The sequence below is a fragment of the Teichococcus deserti genome (assembly GCF_001982615.1).
GTDB lineage: Bacteria > Pseudomonadota > Alphaproteobacteria > Acetobacterales > Acetobacteraceae > Pseudoroseomonas > Pseudoroseomonas deserti.
In genome coordinates this window covers 1-23,407 of the sequence record NZ_MLCO01000211.1, presented here as the reverse complement: position 1 = coordinate 23,407, position 23,407 = coordinate 1, and the positions used below count along the sequence as shown (strand labels likewise).

Sequence of the window (23,407 nt, the reverse complement as noted above, 5' to 3'; positions counted from 1 at the left end):
GGCTGATCAGAGGGGGCGGCGGGCGGTGACCAGCACCGAGCCGCCGGCCGGGTAGCGCAGGCCGATGCCGGCCAGCGCCGATTCGACCCGGGTGGCGGCGTAGAGGCTGGCGTCCAACCATGGCGGGAAGGGGGCGACGTCGCTGGCCGCCGCCTCGTCGCGCGCCAGCACCTTTCTCTGGAGCACCATCAGCGGCAGCAGCAGGGCGTTCCAGTAGTCGGTGCGGATATCCTGGTATCCCGCGGCCTGCACCAGGGCGCGGGCCTCGCGCGCCGTGTAGCGGCGGGCATTGTGGACACGGCGGTCATGCGCCGAATGCAGCCAGGCGAAGGCCGGCAGGTTGAGCAGCAGCAGCCCGCCCGGGCGCAGCACGCGGCGCATGTCCGCGAGCGCCGCCTCCTGGTCGACGGCGGCGTGGCAGAGCACGTCCATGCTGGCCACCGCGGCGAAGGAGCGGTCGGCGAAAGGCAGGCGCGCGGCATCGCCGGCCGCGACCACGGCGCCCGACTTCTCGGCGGCGCGGAGGGCGGCCTCCGGGTTGTATTCCAGCCCGACCAGCGGCTGCGCGGGGAAGGCGCGCGCCAGGTGGTGCAGCAGCCCGCCGGTGCCGCAGCCGCAATCCAGCCAGGGGCCGGCCAGGGGACCATTCGGGGCGTGGTCGCGCAGCGCCGCCTCGGCCCGGTCGCGCAAGGCGCGGTACCACCACATCCCGGCCTCGGCCCGGTCCATCAGGGCATATTCAGCGGCGTCCACGGTGAAAGCTTGTGGCAGCGCCCGCATCTCGCCGCAATGGGCTGCGATGGGATTGCGCAACCGCCCGCGCGGCGGAAGGATGACCGGGCTGAAGGAACCCTCCCGCCTCCATGACGCCTGACCCGATCCGGACCGGAACCGGTCCGTCTGCCCCCGCCTGGCGGGGCTGGCTGCTGCGGCTGGGCGGGCTGGTGCCCAGCCTGATCTTCCTGGCGGCGGTGCTGTCGCCGCCGCTGAACCACGACGTCGCGGCGGTGCTGGACTTCGCCAGCCGGATGCTGGGGGGGGAAAAGCTCTACAGCGACCTGATCGACGTCAACCCGCCGCTGATCTTCCTGCTGAACCTGCCGGCGGCCTGGATGGCGCGGCATTCCGCGCTGACCCCGCCGGAGGGGCTGCTGATCTGCCTGATGGTCGGCTGCGCCGCGGTGCTGGCGCTGGTGGCGGCGCTGGTGCGGCTGCCGGGGCGGGTCACCGGGCCGGCCGAGCGCGCCGCGCTGTTCTTCCTGATGCCGCTGCTGCTGGTCGCCTCCGGCCATGATTTCGGCCAGCGCGAGCAGATCATGGCGATGCTGGCCTTCCCCTATCTGTTCATGGCGGAGCGGCGGATCGAGGGGCTGGCGACGCCCCGCCTGCTGGGGCTGGCGGTGACGCTGATCGCCGCGCTGGGCTTCGCGCTGAAGCCGCATTTCCTGGCCGTCCCCGCTCTGGTCGAGGCGGTGGTGCTGCTGGCCCGGCTGCGGCATCCGGGGCTGGCCGCCGCGCTGCGCGACCCGGTGCCCTGGCTGATGGCCGGCATCTGGGCCGCCTACCTGGCTGGCATCGTCCTGTTCTTCCCGGATTATTTCGGCCGGGTCGTGCCGCTGGTCTTCGACTGGTACCTGGACCTGGGCGGCGCGCCCTGGTGGCGGGTGCTGCTGACCGACCTGACCGGCAGCGCGGCCATCCTGGCCCTCGCTCTGCTGGGCTTCGTCGCGGCCGTCCGCTTCGGCTGGCTGCCGCGGCTGCTGACGGCGGCGGTCATGGGCGGCATGGCCGCCGCCCTGGTGCAGCACAAGGGCTGGTCCTACCACCTGGTGCCGGTCTGGACCTGGGCGGGGCTGGCCGGCGGGCTGCTGCTGGCGCGCGGCGCCGATCGCGGGCTGCGGCCCGAGGATGCCCGCCGCGCCGCGCCCTGGCTCGGCGCCGGCATGGCCTTCGCCTTCGGCCTGTTCACGCTGCGCGGCGGCGAGGCGCCCTGGATGGAGGTGCGCTATGCCGAGAGCACCGGCGGCAGGCTGTCGGCCTGGCTGCAGAGCCACGCGCGGGAGAAGCCGCTGCTGCTGCTCTCCCCCGACATTCCGGTGGTCTATCCGGCGGTGAACGAGGCCGAGGCGCGGCTGCAGCTGCCCTTCATGTCCACCTGGCTGCTGCAGGCGGTCTACCAGCAATGCCCGGCCGGCGGCGCGCGCTACCGGGCGCCGGAGGCCATGCCCGCCGCCGAGCGCTTCGTCTGGGACGAGGTGGTGGAGCGCGTCGTGGCCGAGCCGCCGGCGGCGGCGGTGATCCAGCGCTGGACGGCAATTCCCGACTGCGCCGGGCAGCGCTTCGATTTTCTGGAGTATTTCCGCCGCGATCCGCGCTTTGCCGCCGCCTGGGCCCGCATGCGCCCGGCCGGCGAGATCGATGGCTTTTTTCTGTTTGTCCGGGAGGAATGACCAAGATGGCCTACGATGAGTTCGTCGGGCGCAGCGAGACGCGCGAGGACCGGATGGACCCCCGCCTGGTCGAGGGCATGGCCGCCACCATCGCCCGCCCGCTGGAGGGCGAGGCGCTGCCGCCGCTCTGGCACTGGCTGCTGTTCCAGGACTGGAAGCCGGCCGCGGGGCTGGGTCCCGACGGCCACCCCAGGCGCGGCGGCTTCCTGCCACCTGTCCACCATTTGGAGCGGCGGATGTGGGCCGGCGGCCGCGTCACCTTCCAGGGCGATATCCGCACCGGCGACGTGCTGACGCGCACCTCCACCATCCTGAAGATCTCCGAGAAGAAGGGCGGCAGCGGCGAGCTGGTCTTCGTCACTGTGGGCCATGTGCTGGAAGGCCCGCGCGGCCCGGTCCTGCAGGAGGAGCAGGACATCGTCTATCGCGGCACCGGGGGGGCGGCGATGCGCGCCGCGCCGCCGGCCGATTCCTGGCCGGGTGCGACCACCGTTGAACTGCTGCCGGATGCGGTGCAGCTGTTCCGCTACTCGGCGCTGACCGGCAACGGCCACCGCATCCATTACGACCATCCCTATGTTACCGGGGTCGAGGGCTATCCAGGGCTGGTCGTGCATGGGCCGCTGCAGGCGACCTGGCTGGCGCAGCATGCCCTCGACGTCGCGGGGCCCGGCGCGAAGCTCGCGCGCTTCAGCTATCGCGGCCAGCGGCCGGCGATCGGCGGCAATTCGCTGTTCCTGTTCGGCGAGCGGGACGGGGCGAAGGTGCGGCTGGAAACCCGCGACCACGAGGGCGCCACCTGCCAGGTCGCCGAGGCCGACCTTGTCTGAGGGCGCCGCGCCCGGGCGATTGCCCGGCGCGAACGCGCCGGCTTTGTCCCTGGGCGCCGATGCGCCGGCTTCGCCAACAGGCGCGGCGGCCTCCTTTCCCCGGCCGCGGATCGACGATGCGGTCCGCGGCATCGGCTTCATCGCCACCGGCTATGCCATCATCGCCTGCGCCGACGCCGCGGTGAAATGGTCGCTGCCGCAGGTCGGGCCGGCGGGTGCGATGGTCTGGCGCGGCGTCTTCGGCGCGCTGGCCATCTGGATCCTGGCGCGGGGCGCCTCGCTGCGGCCGGTCAACCTGCGGCTGATCGGCTGGCGCAGCACGCTGCATTGCATCGTCACCGTCGCCTATTACCTGGCCTGGGCGCGCGCCATGCCGCTGGCCGAGACCTATGCGGTGGCCGCCGCCGCGCCCCTGCTGATGACGCTCCTGGCCATCCCGCTGCTGGGCGAGCAGGTCGGCTGGCGGCGCTGGACCAGCACCATGGTCGGCTTCGGCGGCGTGCTGGTCATGCTGAACCCGGGCGGCGCGCTGTGGCGCTGGGAAAGCGCCATGCTGCTCTCCGGCATCGCGCTGATGGCGCTGACCCGGATCTGGACCCGCATGCTGGCGCGCACCGACAGCCCGGCGACCATCGCCTTCTGGCTGCTGGCAGCCCATGTGCCGATCGGGCTCGCCTTGCTGCCGGTGTTCCCGCCCAAGGCGTTGCTGCCGGATGCGGCGACGGTGGCCGCCCTGGTCTTCCTCGGCTGCGCCAATGGCGTCGCGCATTTCCTCTTCGCCCGCGCCTTCGCGGTGGCGCCGGTCTCGGTCCTCGCCCCTTTCGAATATTCGACGCTGGTCTGGGGCCTGGTGCTGGGCCTGCTGATCTGGGGCGAGTTCCCGGCCGCCGCGACGCTCGCGGGTGCGGCCATCGTCATCGCCGCCGGCCTCTACAACCTCTATCGCGAGCGGCTGCGGGCGCGGCAGGCGAAAGGCCAGGCATGACCCTCCGCCATGACATGAAGCGCGGCGCGCTGATGATGCTGGGTGCCACCGCGCTCTTCGCGCTGATGAGCGCGCTGGTGAAGGAGCTCGGCAGCCACATCCCTTTCCCGGAGCTGATGTTCTTCCGCAACGCCTTCGCCCTGCCGGTGGTGCTGGCGATCGGCATGCGGCGCCACGTGACGCTGCAGACGCGCCGCCTCGGCGGGCATGTGATGCGGGCGCTGACCGGCATCTCGGCGATGAGCTGTTCCTTCTTTGCGCTCACCATCCTGCCGCTCGCCGAGCAGACCGCGCTCAGCTACACGACGCCGATCTTCGTGATCATCCTGTCGATCCCCTTCCTCGGGGAAAGGCCGGGGCCGCATCGCTGGGCCGCCGTGCTGATCGGCTTCCTCGGCATCGTGGTCATCGCGGTGGGGCAGGGCGCCTTCGGCTCGACCCGCGCGCTGCCGGCGGGCATGCCGGACTGGATGATGTGGGTGGCGCTGGGGGCGGCCGCCTGCAACGGGGTCTTCTCCGGCCTGACGACCATGCTGGTGCGGCAGCTGTCGGACACCGAATCCAGCGCCACCATCGTGCTGTGGCAGTCGCTGCTGATGACCGGCTTCAGCCTGCTGGCGCTGCCCTTCGTCTGGGTGACGCCCACGCTGTCGCAGCTGGTGCTGCTGCTGGGCATCGGCCTGCTCGGCGGGCTGGCGCAGGTGCTGCTGACCGAGGCCTATGCCAGCGCCCAGGTCTCCTCCCTCGGGCCCTATTCCTACACCGCGCTGATCTGGGCGATCGTCATCGGCTGGATCGTCTGGGGCGAGGCGCCGACGCTGACCATGCTGGCCGGCGCGGGCCTCATTATTTTTGCAGGCCTCTACATCCTGCACCGGGAGATGCGGCGGCGGGGGCGCTAGCCCTCCCGCTGCTTCCGGCGCCAGGGCCATTCGCCGTCGATCTCCGCCTCCAGGGAAAAGCTCAGGAAGGTGCGGATCAGCACGACGAGGCCGAGCAGGCCGACACTCTCCCAGGTCAGCGGCGCCACGATGGTGGCGATGATGTCGGCGCCGATCAGCACCTCGAGCCCGAGCAGGATGCCGCGCCCCAGATTGGCGCGGCCGCGCAGATAGGCGGCCTCGGCCCCTTCGCGCCGCCAGTCGCGGGCGAAGCCGATGGCGGCCAGCGTGACCCCGGCCATGATAACGCCGACGCCCACGACCTCCAGCACCACGGCCAGCGGCGCCAGGAAATGCGCGGTCAGGGTCATGCGGCGGGCTCCTCGGCGATGCGGGAGTGGTCCTAGGCCAGGGTGCACCGGTCTGCTTGCACGATCCGCATGCCGGGCCCCGACCAAAGGCTTTGCCCGATCAGCACCGCCGCGAACGATCATCAGCCATGATCTATCCGGCGTTGCCGCGCTGATCGCAGGTCGATACAGCGCCCCTCAATATCAGGGGGAGGTTACATTGAGGGACCTCCTCCGATGCGCGACACCGACACGGACCTTTCCGCCACCGACCGCCAGGACCTGCCGCGTCCCGAAGGGCTGAAACGCCGCGCCCTCCTTGGCGGCGTGGCCGCTGCGGCCGCCGTCGCCGCCCTGCCGCGGCCGCTGCTCGCCGCCCCCGGCACCTCCCAGTCGGGCTCGGCCGTCGACGTGCTGCTGATCGGCGGCGGCGTGATGAGCGCGACGCTGGGCGTGCTGCTGCATGAGCTGGAGCCCGGCTGGTCGATGACCATGCTGGAACGGCTGGACGAGGTGGCCCTCGAAAGCTCCAACGGCTGGAACAATGCCGGCACCGGCCATTCGGCGCTGGCCGAGCTGAACTACACGCCGGAGACCTCGACGGGCGCGATCCAGATCGGCAAGGCGGTCGAGATCAACGAGGCCTTCCAGGTCTCCCGCCAGTTCTGGGCGCATCAGGTGGAGCAGGGGGTGCTGAAGAACCCGCGCTCCTTCATCAACTCGACCCCGCATATGAGCTTCGTCTGGGGCGAGGAGAACATGCGCTACCTGGAGAAGCGCCACGCCGCCCTGCAGGGCAGCCCGCTGTTTGCCGGCATGCAGTTCTCCCGCGATCCGAAGCAGATCGCCGAATGGGTGCCGCTGATGATGGAAGGCCGCGACGCTGGCCAGGCCGTCGCCGCCACCTGGGCGCCGCAGGGCACCGACGTCAATTTCGGCGAGATCACCCGGCAGTATGTCGCGCATCTGAAGACCCAGGCGAATTTCACGCTGCAGACCTCGAGCGAGGTGCGCGACATCACCCGCAATGCCGACGGCACCTGGCGCGTCACCTACCGCAACCTGAAGGACGGCAGCGACGGGCATGTCGTCGACGCCCGCTTCCTGTTCCTCGGCGCCGGCGGCGGCGCGCTGCACCTGCTGCAGATGTCGGGCATCCCGGAGGGCGACGATTTCGGCGGCTTCCCGGTCGGCGGCTCCTTCCTGGTCTGCGACAACCCGGCCGTGGCGCAGCGGCACCTGGCCAAGGCCTATGGCAAGGCCTCCGTCGGCTCGCCGCCGATGTCGGTGCCGCATCTCGACACCCGCATGCTGGACGGCAAGCAGGTCGTCCTCTTTGGGCCCTTCGCCACCTTCTCGACCAAGTTCCTGAAGCAGGGCTCGCTCTTCGACCTGCCGGCCTCGGTGACGCTGGAGAATATCGGCCCGATGCTGCGCGTCGGCTGGGACGAGTTCGACCTGGTGCAGTATCTGGCCGGCCAGCTGATGATGTCGGACGAGGACCGCCTGGCCGCGCTGCGCGAATACTTTCCCCAGGCGGCGGCGGCCGACTGGCGGCTGTGGCAGGCGGGCCAGCGGGTGCAGATCATCAAGCGCGACCCGCAGAAGGGCGGCGCGCTGCGCCTCGGCACCGAGATCGTCAATGCCCGCGACAATTCCATCGCGGCGCTGCTCGGCGCCTCGCCGGGGGCGTCCACCGCCGCGCCGATCATGCTGGACCTGGTCAAGCGCGTCTTCCCCGAGCGGGTGGCGACGGCCGCCTGGCAGGAGAAGCTGCGCCGCATCGTCCCCAGCTTCGGCACCGCGCTGAACGGCGATCCGCAGCGGGTGGCGGCGACCTGGGCCAGCACCGGGGAAAAGCTCCAGCTGGCCATCGCCGCGCCCGCCATCCCCTCGGCGCTGCCGAGCGGTCCCGGCCCGGCCGATGTCCCGGCCGGCGAGGTCCGCCGCGTCCCCGACATGGCGCTCTAGGCCGGCCCGGCGCCGCGGCCCGGGGGACGACCCCGTGTCGCGGCGCCCCGTTTTCTGCTAGGCTGGGCCGCTCGCCCACCGGCTTGATAAGGCTGGCATGCTCGTTCCGGCTTCCTCTCCCGCTTCGGTCTGGCTGCGCTCCTACGGCGCGCAGAGCACCACCCATTGCCACGACTTCGCCCAGCTGGTGCTGCCGCTGGAAGGTTCGCTGGAGATGGAGATCGGCGGCCGCGGCGCGCGGCTCGACCGCGACCTGGCCGCCTATATCGACGAGGGCACGCGCCACGACCAGGCCAGCCCGCATCCGAACCGCGTGCTGATCGTCGACCTGGACCGGCGCAGCCTGGGCGGCAGCCTGGCCGACCGGCTGGCCGCCCGCCCGCTGATCGCCCTGCCGCCCGAGGCGCGCAGTCTGGTCGACTATATGGGCCTGACCCTGGCCCGCGGCCCGGCCACCTCAGCGCGGCTGTCGCATTGGATGCCGCTGCTGATCGAGACGCTGGGCGGCGCCGAGGACCCGCAGCCGACCCGGCTGACGCGCCTGCTGGCGGCGCTGGAAAAAAAGCCGTTCGAGGGCTGGACGGCGGCCGCCATGGCCGCCGAGGCCGGGCTGAGCACCAGCCGCCTGCACGCCGTCTTCCGCGCCGAGCTGTCCGCCACCCCGCGCGCCTATCTGGCGGGGCTGCGGCTGGCGCATGTGCAGCGCTGGCTGGCCGAGGGCGAGGCGCCGATCGCCGAGCTCGCCTATCGCGGCGGCTATGCCGACCAGAGCGCGCTGACCCGGGCGATGCGCCGCGCCACCGGCCTGACCCCGGCCGCCTTCCGCCGCCGGGCGCAGGAGAAACCGCAAGAGACACCACAGGAGTCTGGGCCCAGCCGCCAGGAGCCTTAGCCAAGACCGCGCCCCCTGAAGGCTCTATCGCCCCCGCGCTAGAGGAGAGGGCGCATGGCGGATCGCAGGCAGGCAGTGACCGGCATTCTCTGCGGCATGGGGGCGGGCGCGCTCTGGGGCATGGTCTTCCTGGCCCCGGAGCTGGCGCATGACTTCTCCCCGCTGCAGCTGACGGTGGGACGGTATCTCTGCTTCGGGCTGGTGGCCCTGGGGCTGGCCGCGCCGCGCTGGCGGCGGCTGACGGCGGCGATCGGCCGGCGGGAATGGGGCGCGCTGGCCTGGTTGGCGCTCGCCGGCAACACCCTCTACTACGTGCTGCTGGCCAGCGCGGTGCAGCTGGGCGGCATCGCCATGACCTCGCTGGTGATCGGCTTCCTGCCGGTGGCGGTGACCATCATCGGCAGCCGCGACCGCGGCGCCGTGCCGCTGCGCCGGCTGGTCCCGTCCCTGCTGCTCTGCGTCGCCGGCGCGCTGTGCATCGGCTGGCAGGCGCTGGCGGTGCCGGGGGCCAGCCAGGTCCTCGGCCTGCTCTGCGCCATCGGCGCGCTGGCCTCCTGGACCAGCTATGCGGTGGGCAACAGCCGCTGGCTGGCGCGGCTCGACCAGGTCTCGGCGCATGACTGGAACCTGCTGACCGGCGTGATGACCGGGGCCCAGGCGCTGCTGCTGGTGCCGCTGGCGCTGATCCTGGCCGGCGACAGCCCAGGCGGCGCCGCCTGGGCGCGGTTCGGCGCGGTCTCGGTCGGCGTCGCGGTGCTGGCCTCGGTGGTCGGCAATGCGCTGTGGAACCGGATGAGCCGCTCGCTGCCGCTGACGCTCGTCGGCCAGATGATCCTGTTCGAGACGCTCTTCGCCCTGCTCTACGGCTTCCTCTGGGAGCAGCGGTGGCCCGGGATGCTGGAGGCCCTGGCCTTCGCCCTGGTGGTGCTCAGCGTGCTGTCCTGCATCGCGGCGCATCGCCGCCCGGCGCCGGCGCTGGCGACGCCCGCCGTGGCGTGATTGGACGCGGGCGGCCGGGCGCCCCACCTCAGCCGGGCAACCACCGGCGGTTCTTTCCATGCGATTCCGCGCCCTGGTCCTGGCCACCTGCCTGAGCCTGCCGGCCCTCGCCGCGCCGCCGCCCAGCGGCGATGGCGGGGTTTCCGATTTCTACCGCTGGGAGGGCGCGGCGCCGGCCGCCGGCGCGATGCTGCGGCAGGAAGACCTGCCCGCCGACCGGCGGATCGAGGGCGCGGCAACGGGCAGAAGGATCCTCTACGGCTCGGCCAGCGGGGTGGACGGAAAGCCCATCGCCGTCTCCGGCCAGCTCTTCCTGCCGGCCGGCGCGCCGCCCGAGGGGGGATGGCCGCTGCTGTCCTGGGCGCATGGCACGGTGGGGGTGGCGGATCGCTGCGCCCCCTCCTGGCGCGGCGGCGGGCGGCAGGACTTCGCCGGCTGGCTGGCCGCAGGCTTCGCGGTGGTGGCCAGCGACTATGAAGGGCTCGGCACGCCCGGGCTGCACCCCTATCTGGACAAGCGCGCCGAAGGGCAGGGGGTGCTGGACGCCGCCCGCGCTGCGCTCGCCGCCGAGGCCGGCCGCATCGCCAACCGCGTGGTCATCGCCGGCCAGTCCCAGGGCGGCGGCGCCGCGCTGGCCGCGGCCGGGCTGGCGCCTTCCTACGCCCCCGATCTGGCGGTCGCTGGCGTCATCGCCACCGGCGCCCCCTACATGCGCCCCGGCGCGCTGCAGGCCACCGGCGTGCCGCCCGACCGGCCCGATCCCGGCCTGGCCTATGCCTTCTACCTGGCGCTGACGGCGCGGCTGCACCAGCCCGCGCTCGACCCCGCGACGCTGTTCACCGAGGCCGCCCAGCCGCTGGCCGAGCGCGCCGCTGTGCTCTGCATCGGCGAGCTGGCCGGGCAGGTGATGGCCGCCGGCCTGACCCGCGCCGCGGCGCTGCGCCCCGGCGTCGAGGCGCGGGTCGAGCCGGTCATCATCCCGCGCGTCGAATATCCGACGCTGCGCTTTGCCATGCCGGTCTTCCTCGGCATCGGCGAGGCCGATCGCGACGTCGCCGCCCCCGGCCAGCTCGCCCTGTTGCGCGACGCCTGCGCCGCCGGCAGCACCCTGCAGGGGCGGCTCTATGCCGGGATGGACCATGGCGGCGCCTATCTGGCCTCGCGGCGGGATGCGCTCGACTTCGCCGGCCGCGCATTGCAGGCTGCGCCGGTCGCGACCGACTGCGCCCCCACCGCCCAGCCGCCCGGAGGCCCGCCGCCATGACCATCACCTTCCTGCGCGAGGACCCGCTGCCCACCGGCACCGTCGAGGAGCTCGGCCGTTTCGGCGGCACCCGGGTCAGGAGGATCCGCTGCGGCAATCCCGGCGCCTTCACCTTCCTTGGCACCAACACCTATCTGATCGGCGAGGGTGGCAGCGTCGCCGTGCTCGATCCCGGCCCGCTGGACGAGGCGCATCACGCCGCGATCCTGGCTGCCCTGCAGGGCGAGACGGTCAGCCACATCCTCGTCAGCCACACGCATCGCGACCATTCGCCGGGCGCGGCACCGCTGGCCGCCGCGACCGGGGCGCGCACCGCCGGCTTCGGCCCGCACCAGACGCCGCGCGACGCCGGCGGCGAAGGCGGCGACCATGACTTCCATCCGGACATCGCGCTGGCCGACGGCGACACGCTCGAGGCCGAAGGCTGGCGCCTGACCGCGCTGCACACGCCGGGCCATTGCGCCAACCACCTGTGCTTCGCCCTCGACGGCGGCGAGGCGCTGTTCTCGGCCGACCATGTGATGAGCTGGTCGACCAGCGTGGTCAGCCCGCCCGATGGCGACATGGCGCACTACATGGCCGGCCTCGAGCGCCTCGCCGCGCGAAGGGAAAAGACATTCTTCCCCGGCCATGGCGCGCCTTTGCCGGAGCCCGCCGGCTTCACCCGCGCCCTGCTGGCGCATCGCCAGGCGCGCGAGGCGGCGCTTCTCGCAGCGCTGACCGACCGGCCGACCGCGGTGGAAGCGCTGGTGCCGCCGCTCTACGGCAGCGCGCTGGACCCGAAGCTGCGCCCGGCCGCGGCGCGCAGCCTGCTGGCGCATCTGATCAAGCTGGCCGATGAAGGCCGGGCGCAGCAGGCGCTGGACGGCTGGCACCGCGCGGGCTGATCGCTGTCGCCATCACAGTCCGGTGCGCCGCAAGGGGGCGGCAGCAAGCGCCCGATAGCGTGATCGGGGAACCGGTTGCCAGCGCGCCGCAACCCAGCCATGGCTGCGCCGTTCAGCGTCCGGTTGAGAAGAGGCACATCCCCCATGCCACGGCAGCTCGCCCTCCAGGCTGCGCTCGCTCTGTCGTTTTTCGCCGCCGCCGGCAGCCTGCCGGCCCTGGCGCAGCGCGGCCCGCAGCAGGGCCCCCTGGGTATCCCGGACCCGTCCTTCGAGATCGTCAACAACACCGATCGCGGCCTCGAGCAGCTCTTCGCCAATCCGGTCGGGGTGCGCGACTGGGGCCATGACCGGCTGGGCGCGCAATGGGTGCCGCCCGGTGCGCGCCATGTCGTCCGCCTGGACCCGCGCGGCGGCTGCCGCCAGGACCTGCGCCTGGTCTGGCGCGGCGGCGGCGTCGACGACCTGCGCGACGTCGACACCTGCGCGCAGCGCCAGATCGTGCTGGGTCCGCCGCTGCCCGTCCCCCTGCCAGGCAAGATGGCGCCCGGCTATGCGGCGCCGCAGGGCATGGCCCTGCGCCTCGAGAATCGTGGCGGGCGGCCGATCACCCTCGCCTTCGCAACGCCTTCCGGACAGCCGGACTGGGGGCAGGACCTGCTGCTGGGCCGGACGCTGCGCGCCGGGGCCCGCCAGAGCCTGGCCCTGCCGCCCGGCCCCTGCCTCTACGACGTCAAAGTGATCTTCGCCGATGGCGCCGTGCAGGAAGCGCGCGGCCTGGACCTTTGCGCACGCCCGGCGGTGCGCTTTCCCTGAGCGACCTAACGAGGAGCCCTCGCATGCGGATCACCCTGGCAGCCGCCGCCCTGACCCTGGCTGGCCTGACCTTCCTGGGCCAGCCGGCCGCGGCCCAGACGGACACGGACGGTTCCTTCAACCTGACCAACCGCAGCGGCCGCACCATCGAGCGGCTCTACGCCTCGCCGCAGCGCTCGCGGAACTGGGGCGAGAACCGGCTGCCGGCCAGCGGCCTGGCCAATGGCGCGGATTTCGCCGTGCGCATGCCCCCCACCGGCGGCTGCCGCACCGACCTGCGCATGGTCTATGAAGGCGGCCTGACCGAGGAGAAGCGCGACGTCGACACCTGCTTCGACCGCGACGTCACCATCGGCACCCCGGCCCGCACCGGCACGCTGCAGCGCGACGCCAGCGGCAAGCCGGTGACCCCGCGTGGCAACCCGAGCTTCGAGCTGGTGAACGACGGCAGCCGCCAGATCCGCGAGTTCTTCGCCTCGCCGACCACCAGCGACGACTGGGGCGAGGACCGCCTGGGCCAGGACGTGGTGGAGCCGGGCGACCGCCTGCACATCCGCCTGCCGAACGGGCCCTGCCAGTACGACCTGCGCGTGGTGTGGAGCAACGGCCGCTCCGATGAACGGCGGGACGTGAACCTGTGCGAGATGAATGAGGTGAGCTTCAAGTAAGAGAAGACAGAGGCAGGCCAGGGGAATGAATTCCCCTGGACCCCTTCTTTTTCTGTCAGACTGCCGTGTCCACGTGACGATGGTCCGTGAAACGGCCCAGCAGCAGCGCGACCTTCGAGGGCGCGCTGTTTTTGTATTTGGCGTCCCGCCGTGATGCCCTGGTATCGCCTGTGGTGAAGTGGCTCGGCGATCAACGGCCAACAGAACAGAAAAAAGATGGGGGTTCGGGGGAATTCATTCCCCCGACCTGTCGCTGATCTTCAGGCTGCCTTCCCCAAAGCCTTCCAAATCACTTCCGGCGTCGCCGGCATATCGAGATGCGTCACCCCGCGGGAGCGGAGCGCGTCGACCAGCGCGTTCATGATGGCGGGCGGGGACCCCACCGCGCCTGCCTCGCCGGCGCCTTTCACGCCGAGCGGGTTGGTCTCGCAGGGGATTTCCATCAGCTCGACCTCGATATCGGGCAGGTCGTTGGCGCGGGGCAGGGCGTAGTCGTTCAGGCTGGCCGAGAGCAGCTGGCCGGTCTCGGGGTCGTAGGCGGTGCGCTCCATCACCGCCTGGCCGATGCCTTGCGCCACGCCGCCATGCACCTGGCCGCGGACGATCATCGGGTTCAGCGCGTGGCCCACGTCGTCGACGACGATGTAGCGGGCGACGGTGACGTGGCCGGTGTCGGGGTCCACCTCCACCTCGGCGATGTGGCAGCCATTGGGAAAGGTGTGCGCCGGGATGGGGGCGACCTCGGCGGCGTCGAGCAGGGTGACGCTCTGGCCGGCGGCGGCCTTCTCCCGCTGGCCGGCCGCGAGCTCGAGGATGCCGATGCCGCGGTCGGTGCCGGCGATGCCGAAGCGGCCGGCCGCGAACTCGATGTCGGCGGCGGCGGCCTCGAGCGCCTCGCCGGCGGCCTGCTTGCCTTTTTCGATGACGGTGGTGGCGGTGGCGAGCAGCGCGGTGCCTTCCGAATACAGGCTGCGCGCGCCGCCGGTGCCGCCGCCGGTGGGGATGGCATCCGAATCGCCCTGGACGACGCGGATCTTCTCTAGCGGGATGCCCAGCTGGTGGCTGGTGATCATGGCATAGGCAGTCTCGTGGCCCTGGCCGGTGGATTGCGTGCCGACCAGAACCTCCACCATGCCGTCGGCGGCGAAGCGCAGCTCGGCGCGCTCGGAATCGTCGCCGCCGGTGGCTTCCAGGTAATAGGCCATGCCGATGCCGCGCTGCTGGCCGCGCGCGGCCGATTCCTGGCGGCGCGCCTCGAAGCCGGCCCAGTCGGATTTCTTCAGCGCGGCGTCGAGCACGGTGGCGAACTCGCCGGAATCGTAGTTCTGCCCGACGGGGGTGCGGTGCGGCATGGCCGAGGCCGGCACCATGTTGCGCCGGCGCAGCTCGATGCGGTCGATCTTCAGCTCATGCGCGGCGGCGTCGATCAGCCGCTCGACCAGGTAGTTGCTTTCTGGCCGGCCGGCGCCGCGATAGGCATCGACGGGCACGGTGTTGGTCAGCACGCCCAGCACATGCGCGTGGATCGCCTGGAAGCCATAGACGCTGGCCAGCACCTTGGTGCCCGCGCCGGTCGGGATATAGGGCGCGAAGGTCGAGAGATAGCCGCCCATGTCGGCGATGTTGCGGGTGCGCAGCGCCAGGAATTTTCCCTGTGCGTCGAGGGCGATCTCGCCGAGGGTGAGGTTGGCGCGCCCTTGAGTGTCGGACTGGAAGGCTTCCATCCGCTCGGCGGCCCATTTCACCGGGCGGCCCAGCTTGCGCGCCGCCCAGCAGCACAGCGCGTATTCGCCATAGAGATACAGCTTCATGCCGAAGCCGCCGCCGACATCGGGGGTGATGACGCGGAACTTCTCCGGCGGCAGGTGGAAGACGCTGCTGGCCAGCAGGTTCTTCACCAGCCAGGAGCCCTGCGTGCCGGCATGCAGCGTGAACTTTTCCGCCGAGGCGTCGTATTCGGCCAGCGCCGCGCGGCCCTCCATGCTGGCGACGACGACACGGTTGTTCACCACCTCGAGCTTCGTCACATGCGCGGCCTGGGCGAAGAGCGCGTCGGTCGCCGCCTTGTCCCCGGTCTCCCAGTCGAAGCACAGGTTGTTGGGCGCGGTGTCCCAGACCTGCGGCTGGCCGGCATCCGTCGCATGCGCCAGGTCGGTGCAGGCGGGCAGGATGTCGTAGTCGATCAGCACCGCCTCGGCCGCGTCGCGCGCCTGGCCGATGCTCTCGGCGACGATGAAGGCCACCGGGTCGCCGACATGCCGCACCTTGGCCGTCGCCAGCCCGTAGCGCGGCGTGTTGGCGCGCGGCGAGCCGTCGCGGTTCTTCATCGGGATGGCGCAGGGGATCTCGCCCAGGCCCTCGTCCAGCCAGTCCTGGCCGGTCAGCACCGCATGCACGCCGGGCAGGGCGCGCGCTTCGGCGGTGTCGATCGACAGGATGGTGGCATGGGCATGCGGGCTGCGCAGCACATAGCCATGCAGCTGGCCGACCACCGCGATGTCGTCGGTGTAGCGGCCGCGCCCCTGCAGCAGGCGCGGATCCTCGATGCGGCGGACCGCCTGGCTGAGGCCGAACTTGGCCATGGCTGTTCTCCCTTGGATGTTTCACGACCGTCCCGGGAGGATCATGGGATGGCCCGGGGCAGCCCCGCAAGCGGCAAGGCGGTGACTTCGCCGGGACAAATGCGCCGGGACAAATGCGCCGGGACAGCAGCGGGGGATTGCCCTGCGGCGCCGCCGGGTCCAGCTTCCGCCGCCATGTGGTTCCCTGCCCCCCGCCCGCTGACGCCGCGGCTGCTCAGCCGCCTGCCCGACCGCCACCGCACGCCGCGCCGCACCGCCTGGTCGGACGCCAACCGCGGCGGCGCCCTGCTGCACAGCTTCCTCGAGGGCCCCTGCTTCGACGCCACCGGCGCGCTGCTGGTGGTCGACATCCCGAATGGCCGCGTCTTCCGCGTCGGGCCGCGCGAATGGGACCTGGTCGCCGAATATGACGGCTGGCCCAACGGCCTGGCCGCGGGCAGCGCCGGCAGCCTGCTGCTGGCCGACCACCGCCATGGGCTGCTCAGCCTGGACCCGGCCACCGGCAGCATCGCCCCCCTGCTGGAGACCGTGCATTCCGAGGGCTTCAAGGGCCTGAACGACGTGGCCGTGGGGCCCGAGGGGCAGGTCCTCTTCACCGACCAGGGCCAGACCGGGCTGCAGGACCCCTCAGGCCGGCTGTGGCGCCTCTGGCCCGATGGCCGCGTCGAGAAGCTGATCGGCAACGGGCCCAGCCCGAACGGCATCGCCCTCGACCGGACGGGGACCCATGCCTATGTCGCCATGACCCGGTCCTGCGAGGTCTGGCGCTTCGCGCTCCGCCAGGAACCCTTCGTCGGCAAGGCGCAGTGCTTCGTGCGTCTCCCGGGCGGCACCATGGGGCCGGACGGGCTGACGCTGGATGCCCAGGACCGGCTCTTCGTCGCCAATCCGGGGCATGGGATGGTCTGGGGGACGGATCCGCACGGCAAGCCTATCTTCGCCATCGACTGCACGTCGTTCGGGCGGCTGCCGACCAACCTCTGCTTCGGGCCGGATGGGACCACCTTGCTGATCACCGAGAGCGAGAGCGGCAGCGTCCTCGCCGTCGACATCCCGCAGCAGTAAGGCAGCAAGAGCGGGGGAAAGCATTCCCCCGCGCCCCCCTTCTATGTCTGTCAATTGGTCGCGCTCTCACGGAGAGCTGGGTTGCCGCCTCCGGGCGGCGCAACCAAACCAGCGGCCATGCACGTCCAAACCATCCTGGTGAAGCAGTCGTCGCTCAACGACCCGCAGCCCTTCGCGCTGGTCGGCGACACCGTCGATTTCGTCAACACCCTGCAGGCCCACGGCGCCTTCCTGCCCGAGGAACTGCCGCGCGACGCCCTGCGCGCCTACCACTGCGACGACTACCTGGCCCAGGTGATGAATGGCGGCCACGGCCAGTTCGTCGGCAACAGGCGCTGGCCCGAGCCGATGATCCGCGACATCGCCGAAGGCCTCGCCGCCATGCAGGCCGAGCCCTACGCCAGGATCTTCGCCGAGCTTCGCACCATCGTCGCCCGCCACGGCAGCTGGGAGCAGGCCGAGACCGCGCCGGAGCTCGAAGCCCTCGACGACCGCTTCTTCGCCCTGGACGCCTACCAGACCTTTTCGCCCCGGATCGCCGCCTGGCTGCGCGGCCTGCCCATCCTCGAGCCCGTCCCCGACGCCGACCTTCCCGCCCGCCTGGAAGCGCTGCGCCACCCCGACCACGCCGCGCGCCTGGCCGAGCGCGCCCATGCCGCCGAGGCCGCCCGCGCCCGCGAGCCGCTCTGGGTCGCCGGGCGGATGCTCTGCGCGCTCGCCGGCTGCGCCCCGATGGGCGGCCTGGTCGCCGGCGACCCCACCGCCCGCGCCCCCGACGGCCGCGAAGGCGCCTGGACCATCGCCACCGCCGAGGAGAACAAGGTCCTCTTCCTGTTCGACGACGTCGCCATCCTCTGCGACGCCTACCTGGCCGACGGCTCCCGCGTGACCCAGGCGCGGATGCAGGCGCATTTCGCCGCCATCGAGGCCGACCCTGACGACCTCCACCTGCTGGACGTCTTCTCCGAGGTCACCCATCGCGAGCTGGCCCGCATCCCGGCGAGCCAGGTCCAGGCGGCGGTCAGGGCGGCGGGGGGATAGACGCGCATGCTGACCATCTGGGGCCGCAGGACGTCCTCCAATGTCCAGGCGCTGATGTGGTGCGTGGCGGAGCTCGGCCTGCCGCATCGCCGCATCGATGCCGGGCACATCCATGGCGTCACCGACACGCCGGACTTCCTGGCGATGAACCCGAACGGCACCGTCCCCGTGCTGCGCGACGGCGACGGGCCGCCGCTCTTCGAGACCGGGGCCATCCTGCGCTACCTCGCCGGCCGGTATGCGCGGCCGCCCTTCTGGCCGGCCGAGGGTGTCGGGCGCGCCCAGGTCGACCAATGGGCCGACTGGGCCAAGCTGAACGTCGCCATGAATTTCACCGCGCCCGTCTTCTGGCGGGTGGTGCGGACGGCGCCCTCGCGCCGCGACCCGGCGGCGATCGCGGCGGCGATGACGACCCTCGGCCGCTTCCTCGACATCGCCGAGGCGCGGCTTTCCCGCCACGCGCACCTCGCCGGCGAGGATTTCACCCTGGCCGACATTCAGCTCGGCCATGTGCTGCACCGCTACCACGACATCGCCATCGAGCGGCTGGCGCGCCCGGCGCTCGCGGCCTATCACGCGCGGCTGGCCGAACGCCCTGCCTACCGCGCGCATGTCATGGTCAGCTACGAGGAACTGCGCGTCCTGGACTGAGGCAGGCGCTCAGCCGTATTTCCGGCAGAAGGCCTCGGCCGAGAGCTTCCGGATATCCTCCAGCGCGACGCGGAGATTCTCCTCCGGCCAGCCCCACCAGGCGATCCGCTTCAGGCAGGCGCGGATCTCGGCCGGGAAGCGGTAGCGCAAGATCCGCGCCGGATTGCCCACCACGATGGCGAAGTCGGGGACATCCTTGGTGACCACCGCGCCGGCGCCGATGGCGGCGCCCACCCCCGTGGTCACCCCGGGCAGGACGATGGCGCCATGGCCGACCCAGGTGTCGGCCCCCAGCACCACCGGGCTGGCGCGGCGCCAGTCGAAGAAGCCGGCCTCATCCTCGCCCAGGCCATAGGCGCTGGCGCGGTAGGTGAAGTGGTTCAGCGCGACCCGGTCCAGCGGATGGTTGCCGGGGTTGATGCGGACATGCGCGGCGATCGAGCAGAACGGCCCGATCGTCGTGTAGATGATGTCCGAATCGTTCACCACATAGGCGTAGTCGCCCATGCTGCTCTCGGCGAGGCGGGTGCGGGCGCCGACCTCGTTGAAGCGGCCGAAGCGGGTGTCGCGCACCCGCGCCGTCGGGTCGATGAAGGGCTCGGTGGAGAGGCGCTTGCGCGCGCTGTCGGGATCCTGGTGCATGGGCGGCGCCGTGCCACGCTGGCGGCGACGCCCCGATGACGGTTTCGCAGCACTTGCGTGACCGCTTACCGCCGCCGCTCGGCCAGGATGAACAGCAGGGTGCAGGCCAGCACGGCGACGGCCAGGAAGGCCATGGCCGGGCCCGGGCCCCCCATCCAGCCGCTCGCGGTCTGCAGCACCGCGCCGCCGAAGAAGAAGGAAAAATTCGCGGCGGCCAGGGCCTTGCCGGTCTCCTCCGGCCGCACAGCGGCGCGGGCCACGGCGAAGATCAGCGGCTGGATGGCGATCGACAGGCCGAAGCCGAAGAGCAGCGCGGCGTCGCCTGCCGGCGGCAGCATCGCCATCCCCAGCAGCCGGCTGAGCCAGCCCTCGGGCCCGCCGCCCACCACCGCCAGCAGCAGCAGCCCGGCCAGGCCATGGCCGATCGCCAGCAGCACCCGGCGATGCCCGACGCGCCGGTCCAGCACCCCGGCCAAGGCGGGCCCGACGATCAGGGCGAGGGTCGCGATGAAGAGAAGATTGCCCGCCTCGATGCGCGGCAGGTGCTTCACCTCCATCAGCCAGGGCCCGCCCCAGAGGCCGCGCACGCCGATGATCACCGCGAAGGAGGCGAAGGCCAGCAGCATGCTGCCGCGCAGCGCCCGGCTGCGGCCGAGGCGGAGGACGGCGCGGGTGTCCTCGGCCAGGGTCGGCTTCGGCCCGGGGGAGGGAGTGGGGCGCGGCACCAGCCAGGCGACCAGCGCCGCCACCGCCACCGCCATCGCCGCCGAGGCCCAGAAGCCGGCGCGCCAGCCGTGATGCTCGACCAGCCAGGCGAGCGGACTGGCCGAGAGCAGCATGCCGAGATTGCCCACCGCCTGGATCAGCCCGGACCACAGCCCGAACTTGGCCGGCGTCAGCATCCGCGCCGCCAGGGTCATCGGGCAGAGCAGCATGCCGCAGCTGCCGATTCCCAGCACCACCTGGGCGAGGAGGAAGCCCTGCGGCCCGCCGACCAGCGCCGCGATCACCGCGCCGACCGTGACCGTCGCCAGCAAGGTCAGGGAAACCGGCCGCACGCCGAAGCGGTCCAGCGCGACGCCGAGAGGAATCTGCCCGGCGGCGAAGGCGAAGTGGTAGGCGCCGGTCAGGCTGGCCAGCCCCTCGGCCGAGACGCCCAGATCGGCCCCCAGCAGGTCGGCCGAGATGGCCGGCAGGGTGCGCAGCAGGTTGGACAGCATATGGCCGCAGGCCAGCGCCAGCAGCGGCGCCACGAAGGCCGCCGAGGCCTCGCGCGTGTTCATCGACCGTTTCCCCACCCGTCTTTGGCCAAGGTGTGGACCGGATGTGGCGCCCGGCCAAGGGGCGGCCGGCGCGGGTCAGCCCCTCAGGGCGCGGGGGTGGCGGGGCGCGGCGCCGTCACCGCGACGCGGCACCACAAGGCGAGGGCCGCCATCAGCAGGCCGGCGACGCCGAAGGCCAGGCCATAGCCGCCGCGCGCCAGCAACGCGCCGAAGCAGACCGAGCCCAGCCCCTGGCCGAGGAACAGCGCCATGGCGAAGGCCGAGACCGAGGTGGCCCGTGCCTCGGGCAGCGCCTCGGTGGCGCGGGCCTGCAGCACGCCGTGGAACATGAAGAAGAAAAGCCCGGTGGCGGCCTGGATCAGCGCGACCACCTGCCAGCTGGACGCGATGGCCAGCAGCACCAGCGACAGCGCCACCAGCAGCCCGCCGACCAGCGCCAGCATGGCCTCGCCCAGGCGCGGGATCAGCAGCCGGGCGATGCGGGTATAGAGCAGCGACCCCAGCCCGAAGCCGGCGACGACCAGGCCCGCATGCCAGGGCTCCAGGTGGAAGGACTGGATCAGATAGGAGCCGATGAAGGGAAAGGCGCCGCCGAAGAGCAGCAGCCCGTCCAGGAAGGCGGCCAGCAGCAGCCGCCGCCCGGTCTGCCGCCGCAGCAGCAGCGCGTAATTGGCGAAGCCCGAGCCGGCCGTCCCCGCAACGCTGGTCTGCCACAGCCGCTTGCCCAGCTTGAAGACGATGGCCGCCGCCGCCGCCAGCGCCACCCCGCCGACCAGGACGAAGACGGCGCGCCAGCCGAAGAGCTGGCCGATGCTGCCGGAGATCGGGCCGGTCAGCAGCTGCGCCATCACCATGCCGGTCATGAAGCGGCTGAGCGTCGCCTGGCGCTGGGCATAGGGGACGTTGTCGCCGATCCAGGCCATGGCCAGCGGGATGATCGCACCCCCGGCGGCGCCGGTCGCCGCGCGCAGCGCGATCAGCGGGGTCATGGCGCCGGCCAGCGCGCAGGCGGCCATCATCAGCCCGTAGAGGGTCAGGCCGATGGTCAGCACGCGCAGCTTGCCGAAGCGGTCGCCGAGCGGGCCCAGGATGACCTGGCACAGCCCGTAGGGCAGGGCGAAGGCGGTGATCAGCACCGCGACCTCGGCGACCGTCACGCGCAGCTCGGCGGCGATCAGCGGCAGCACGGGGTCCAGCAGCCGCATGCCGCAGCCGGTGGCGAAGGCGGCCGCGGCCAGCAGGGGCAGGATGCGGACGGCCGAGGTGTCCGAGGCGGCCGGGGCGCTCACCAAGCCACCCGGCGGCAATCGGTGCCGTGACGGGTGGGGGGCGTCCCGCCGCGCGGGATCACGCCGCGTCGGCCGCGGGTTTGAGGTGGGCGGCCAGCGCCGGCATCTCGGCCGAGGCGCCCGAATTGGCGCGGTTGCGCTTGGCGCGCTCGCTCTCGGTCTTCAGCTGGCCGCAGGCGGCCAGGATGTCACGCCCGCGCGGGGTGCGGATCGGCGAGGCATAGCCGGCATCCTGCACGATCCGGGCGAAGCGGTGGATCGCGTTGTTGGAGGACGTCTCGTAGGGGCTGCCGGGCCAGGGGTTGAAGGGGATCAGGTTCACCTTCGCCGGAATGCCCTGCAGCAGCCGGACCAGCTCGCGCGCCTCGGCCTCAGAGTCGTTCACGCCCTTCAGCATGACGTATTCGAAGGTGATGCGGCGGGCATTGCTCGCGCCGGGATAGCGGCGGCAGGCCTCCATCAGCTCGGCGATGGGGTACTTGCGGTTCAGCGGCACGATCTCGTCGCGGATGTCGTCGCGGACGGCGTGCAGGGACACGGCCAGGCCCACGCCCAGCTCCTCGCCGCAGCGGTCCATCATCGGCACCACGCCGGAGGTCGACAGGGTGATGCGCCGGCGCGACAGGCCGATGCCCTCGCCATCCATGATGATGCGCATCGCCTTGGCGACGTTCTCGTAGTTATACAGCGGCTCGCCCATGCCCATGATGACGATGGTCGACAGGTGCCGCGGCGTGCCGTCGGTTGGGCTCGGCCATTCGCCGTAGGAATCGCGCGCCGCCATGAACTGGCCGACGATCTCGGCCGCGCCCAGGTTGCGCACCAGCTTCTGCGTGCCGGTGTGGCAGAACTTGCAGGACAGGGTGCAGCCGACCTGGGTGGAGATGCAGACGGCGCCGCGATCCTCCTCCTGGCCGGGGATATAGACGGTCTCGACCTGCTGGTTGTCGCGGAAGCCGAACAGCCACTTCCGCGTCCCGTCGGTGCTGGTCTGTTCCAGGTTGACGCCGGGGCGGCCGATGACGAAGCGCTCGGCCAGCTTGTTCTGCAGCGGCCGCGCGATGGTCGACATCTTCGAGAAGTCGGTGACGCCCTGGTGGTAGATCCAGTGCCACAGCTGCTTGGCGCGGAAGGCCTTCTCGCCGATCGCCACCATCTCGGCGACCAGCTCGTCGCGCGACAGCCCGACCAGCTCCCGCCGGCCGTCCGGCAGGGTCGCCGGCGGCGGCGCGAAAAGCGCGGCCTTGGCCATGATGCGGGCGCGCTCGGCCTCGTTGAGGTCCGGGCCGGCAGCAGTCGCGGCAGCGGGGCTGATCTGGTTCATGGCTTCCTGAAAAACATCCCTGGGCCTCGGCGGCGATTAACGGCGGCCCATATTACCGACGGCCGGCCGGGCATTCCTTGCTGATGGCGTCATAGGCGGCGCTGAAGCCCGACAGCGAGAAGGTGTCGGTCGCCGTGCCGCGGCCCTGCGGCCCCTGGCCCTTGGCCACCGCCGAGGCGCCGCCGCGGAAGGTGGCCACCGCCTTGGCGCCCTCGCGGGCGAAGGCATTGTCCTGGGCGGTGTAGAAGTCGAGCTCGGTGCCGCCGACGCTGACCGAGACATCGGCGTTGCGGGCATAGGAATAGCCGGCGCGCAGCGCGACCTGGTCACGGCCCTGCGGGCGGTGCGTCACCGTCAGCATGACGTTCTGCCGGCTGCCGGCGCCTTCCGACTTGGAAGCGCGGGTGAAGGCGTAGCAGACCTTGCGGCCCCCCTCCATGTAGGTCGCCGCCGTCCATTCCTGGAAGGTGCCGAGCGCCTGGGGGCGCTGCTGGGCATGGGCGGGGGCGGCGAGGCTGGCCGTCAGGCCGAACGCGACGC

At 72.0% G+C, this 23,407-nt stretch carries 22 protein-coding genes; 14 read left to right on the top strand and 8 right to left on the bottom strand.

What is annotated here, in order from left to right; translation table 11 throughout:
* Window positions 1–6: 6 nt before the first annotated feature.
* Window positions 7–753, bottom strand: a complete 747-nt coding sequence (locus tag BKE38_RS20150) for a class I SAM-dependent methyltransferase (RefSeq protein WP_076959042.1) — start codon at window positions 751–753, stop codon at window positions 7–9.
* Window positions 754–863: 110 nt separating this feature from the next.
* Here BKE38_RS20150 and BKE38_RS20145 point away from each other — a divergent pair, with 110 nt between their 5' ends.
* The 4 genes from BKE38_RS20145 to BKE38_RS20130 are packed head-to-tail and all read left to right on the top strand — an operon-like array spanning window position 864 to window position 5,167.
* Window positions 864–2,450 carry a hypothetical protein gene (locus BKE38_RS20145; protein ID WP_076959037.1) on the top strand — a complete coding sequence of 529 codons (1,587 nt, stop codon included), beginning with the start codon at window positions 864–866 and terminating at the stop codon, window positions 2,448–2,450.
* Window positions 2,451–2,455: 5 nt separating this feature from the next.
* The gene (locus BKE38_RS20140; protein ID WP_207553620.1) at window positions 2,456–3,280 is read left to right on the top strand and encodes an HTD2 family dehydratase; all 825 of its coding nucleotides are present in this window, start codon (window positions 2,456–2,458) and stop codon (window positions 3,278–3,280) included.
* A gap of 43 nt (window positions 3,281–3,323) precedes the next feature.
* A complete protein-coding gene (locus tag BKE38_RS20135; protein WP_242662497.1) occupies window positions 3,324–4,265 on the top strand; it encodes a DMT family transporter in 942 nt (313 codons plus the stop codon).
* Window positions 4,262–5,167 carry a DMT family transporter gene (locus BKE38_RS20130; protein WP_076959035.1) on the top strand — a complete coding sequence of 302 codons (906 nt, stop codon included), beginning with the start codon at window positions 4,262–4,264 and terminating at the stop codon, window positions 5,165–5,167. Before BKE38_RS20135 ends, BKE38_RS20130 begins: the two co-directional genes overlap by 4 nt.
* On the opposite strand, the gene BKE38_RS20125 is transcribed toward BKE38_RS20130, so the two are convergent.
* Window positions 5,164–5,517 (bottom strand): DUF1622 domain-containing protein, encoded by a 354-nt coding sequence (locus tag BKE38_RS20125; protein ID WP_076959034.1) that lies wholly within the window; start codon window positions 5,515–5,517, stop codon window positions 5,164–5,166. The genes BKE38_RS20130 and BKE38_RS20125 overlap by 4 nt on opposite strands.
* 216 nt (window positions 5,518–5,733) lie before the next feature.
* On the opposite strand from BKE38_RS20125, the gene mqo reads away from it, so the two are divergent.
* From mqo to BKE38_RS20090, 7 genes are all read left to right on the top strand, one after another.
* A complete protein-coding gene (gene mqo, locus BKE38_RS20120; RefSeq protein WP_083747710.1) occupies window positions 5,734–7,467 on the top strand; it encodes a malate dehydrogenase (quinone) in 1,734 nt (577 codons plus the stop codon).
* A 97-nt stretch (window positions 7,468–7,564) separates the two neighbouring features.
* Window positions 7,565–8,359 carry an AraC family transcriptional regulator gene (locus tag BKE38_RS20115; protein WP_076959033.1) on the top strand — a complete coding sequence of 265 codons (795 nt, stop codon included), beginning with the start codon at window positions 7,565–7,567 and terminating at the stop codon, window positions 8,357–8,359.
* A 54-nt stretch (window positions 8,360–8,413) separates the two neighbouring features.
* Window positions 8,414–9,358 (top strand): DMT family transporter, encoded by a 945-nt coding sequence (locus BKE38_RS20110; protein ID WP_076959032.1) that lies wholly within the window; start codon window positions 8,414–8,416, stop codon window positions 9,356–9,358.
* Between the two features lie 58 nt (window positions 9,359–9,416).
* Window positions 9,417–10,622: a lipase family protein gene (locus BKE38_RS20105; protein WP_076959031.1), complete on the top strand. Its 1,206-nt coding sequence runs from the start codon at window positions 9,417–9,419 to the stop codon at window positions 10,620–10,622.
* A complete protein-coding gene (locus BKE38_RS20100; protein ID WP_076959030.1) occupies window positions 10,619–11,509 on the top strand; it encodes an MBL fold metallo-hydrolase in 891 nt (296 codons plus the stop codon). Before BKE38_RS20105 ends, BKE38_RS20100 begins: the two co-directional genes overlap by 4 nt.
* Before the next feature lie 144 nt (window positions 11,510–11,653).
* A complete protein-coding gene (locus BKE38_RS20095; protein ID WP_076959029.1) occupies window positions 11,654–12,322 on the top strand; it encodes a hypothetical protein in 669 nt (222 codons plus the stop codon).
* A gap of 23 nt (window positions 12,323–12,345) precedes the next feature.
* The gene (locus BKE38_RS20090) at window positions 12,346–12,990 is read left to right on the top strand and encodes a hypothetical protein (RefSeq protein WP_207553619.1); all 645 of its coding nucleotides are present in this window, start codon (window positions 12,346–12,348) and stop codon (window positions 12,988–12,990) included.
* A gap of 260 nt (window positions 12,991–13,250) precedes the next feature.
* On the opposite strand, the gene BKE38_RS20085 is transcribed toward BKE38_RS20090, so the two are convergent.
* The gene (locus tag BKE38_RS20085) at window positions 13,251–15,572 is read right to left on the bottom strand and encodes a xanthine dehydrogenase family protein molybdopterin-binding subunit (protein ID WP_076959028.1); all 2,322 of its coding nucleotides are present in this window, start codon (window positions 15,570–15,572) and stop codon (window positions 13,251–13,253) included.
* A gap of 174 nt (window positions 15,573–15,746) precedes the next feature.
* On the opposite strand from BKE38_RS20085, the gene BKE38_RS20080 reads away from it, so the two are divergent.
* The 3 genes from BKE38_RS20080 to BKE38_RS20070 all read left to right on the top strand — a co-directional run bounded on the left by BKE38_RS20080 (window position 15,747) and on the right by BKE38_RS20070 (window position 18,329).
* Window positions 15,747–16,637, top strand: a complete 891-nt coding sequence (locus BKE38_RS20080; protein ID WP_076959027.1) for an SMP-30/gluconolactonase/LRE family protein — start codon at window positions 15,747–15,749, stop codon at window positions 16,635–16,637.
* 117 nt (window positions 16,638–16,754) lie between these two features.
* On the top strand, window positions 16,755–17,678 hold the full coding sequence (locus BKE38_RS20075) for a DMP19 family protein (protein ID WP_076959026.1): 924 nt from the start codon (window positions 16,755–16,757) through the stop codon (window positions 17,676–17,678).
* A gap of 6 nt (window positions 17,679–17,684) precedes the next feature.
* Window positions 17,685–18,329: a glutathione S-transferase family protein gene (locus BKE38_RS20070; protein WP_076959025.1), complete on the top strand. Its 645-nt coding sequence runs from the start codon at window positions 17,685–17,687 to the stop codon at window positions 18,327–18,329.
* 9 nt (window positions 18,330–18,338) lie between these two features.
* Here BKE38_RS20070 and BKE38_RS20065 read toward each other — a convergent pair whose 3' ends face one another.
* The 5 genes from BKE38_RS20065 to BKE38_RS20045 form a co-directional block, all read right to left on the bottom strand.
* Window positions 18,339–18,971, bottom strand: a complete 633-nt coding sequence (locus tag BKE38_RS20065; RefSeq protein ID WP_076959024.1) for an LbetaH domain-containing protein — start codon at window positions 18,969–18,971, stop codon at window positions 18,339–18,341.
* Window positions 18,972–19,036: 65 nt separating this feature from the next.
* Window positions 19,037–20,254, bottom strand: a complete 1,218-nt coding sequence (locus BKE38_RS20060; RefSeq protein WP_076959023.1) for an MFS transporter — start codon at window positions 20,252–20,254, stop codon at window positions 19,037–19,039.
* A gap of 83 nt (window positions 20,255–20,337) precedes the next feature.
* Window positions 20,338–21,543, bottom strand: a complete 1,206-nt coding sequence (locus BKE38_RS20055; RefSeq protein WP_131829665.1) for an MFS transporter — start codon at window positions 21,541–21,543, stop codon at window positions 20,338–20,340.
* 58 nt (window positions 21,544–21,601) lie between these two features.
* Window positions 21,602–22,867 carry a dual-specificity RNA methyltransferase RlmN gene (rlmN, locus tag BKE38_RS20050; protein ID WP_076959021.1) on the bottom strand — a complete coding sequence of 422 codons (1,266 nt, stop codon included), beginning with the start codon at window positions 22,865–22,867 and terminating at the stop codon, window positions 21,602–21,604.
* Between the two features lie 52 nt (window positions 22,868–22,919).
* Window positions 22,920–23,393: an invasion associated locus B family protein gene (locus tag BKE38_RS20045; RefSeq protein ID WP_076959038.1), complete on the bottom strand. Its 474-nt coding sequence runs from the start codon at window positions 23,391–23,393 to the stop codon at window positions 22,920–22,922.
* Window positions 23,394–23,407 lie beyond the last annotated feature (14 nt).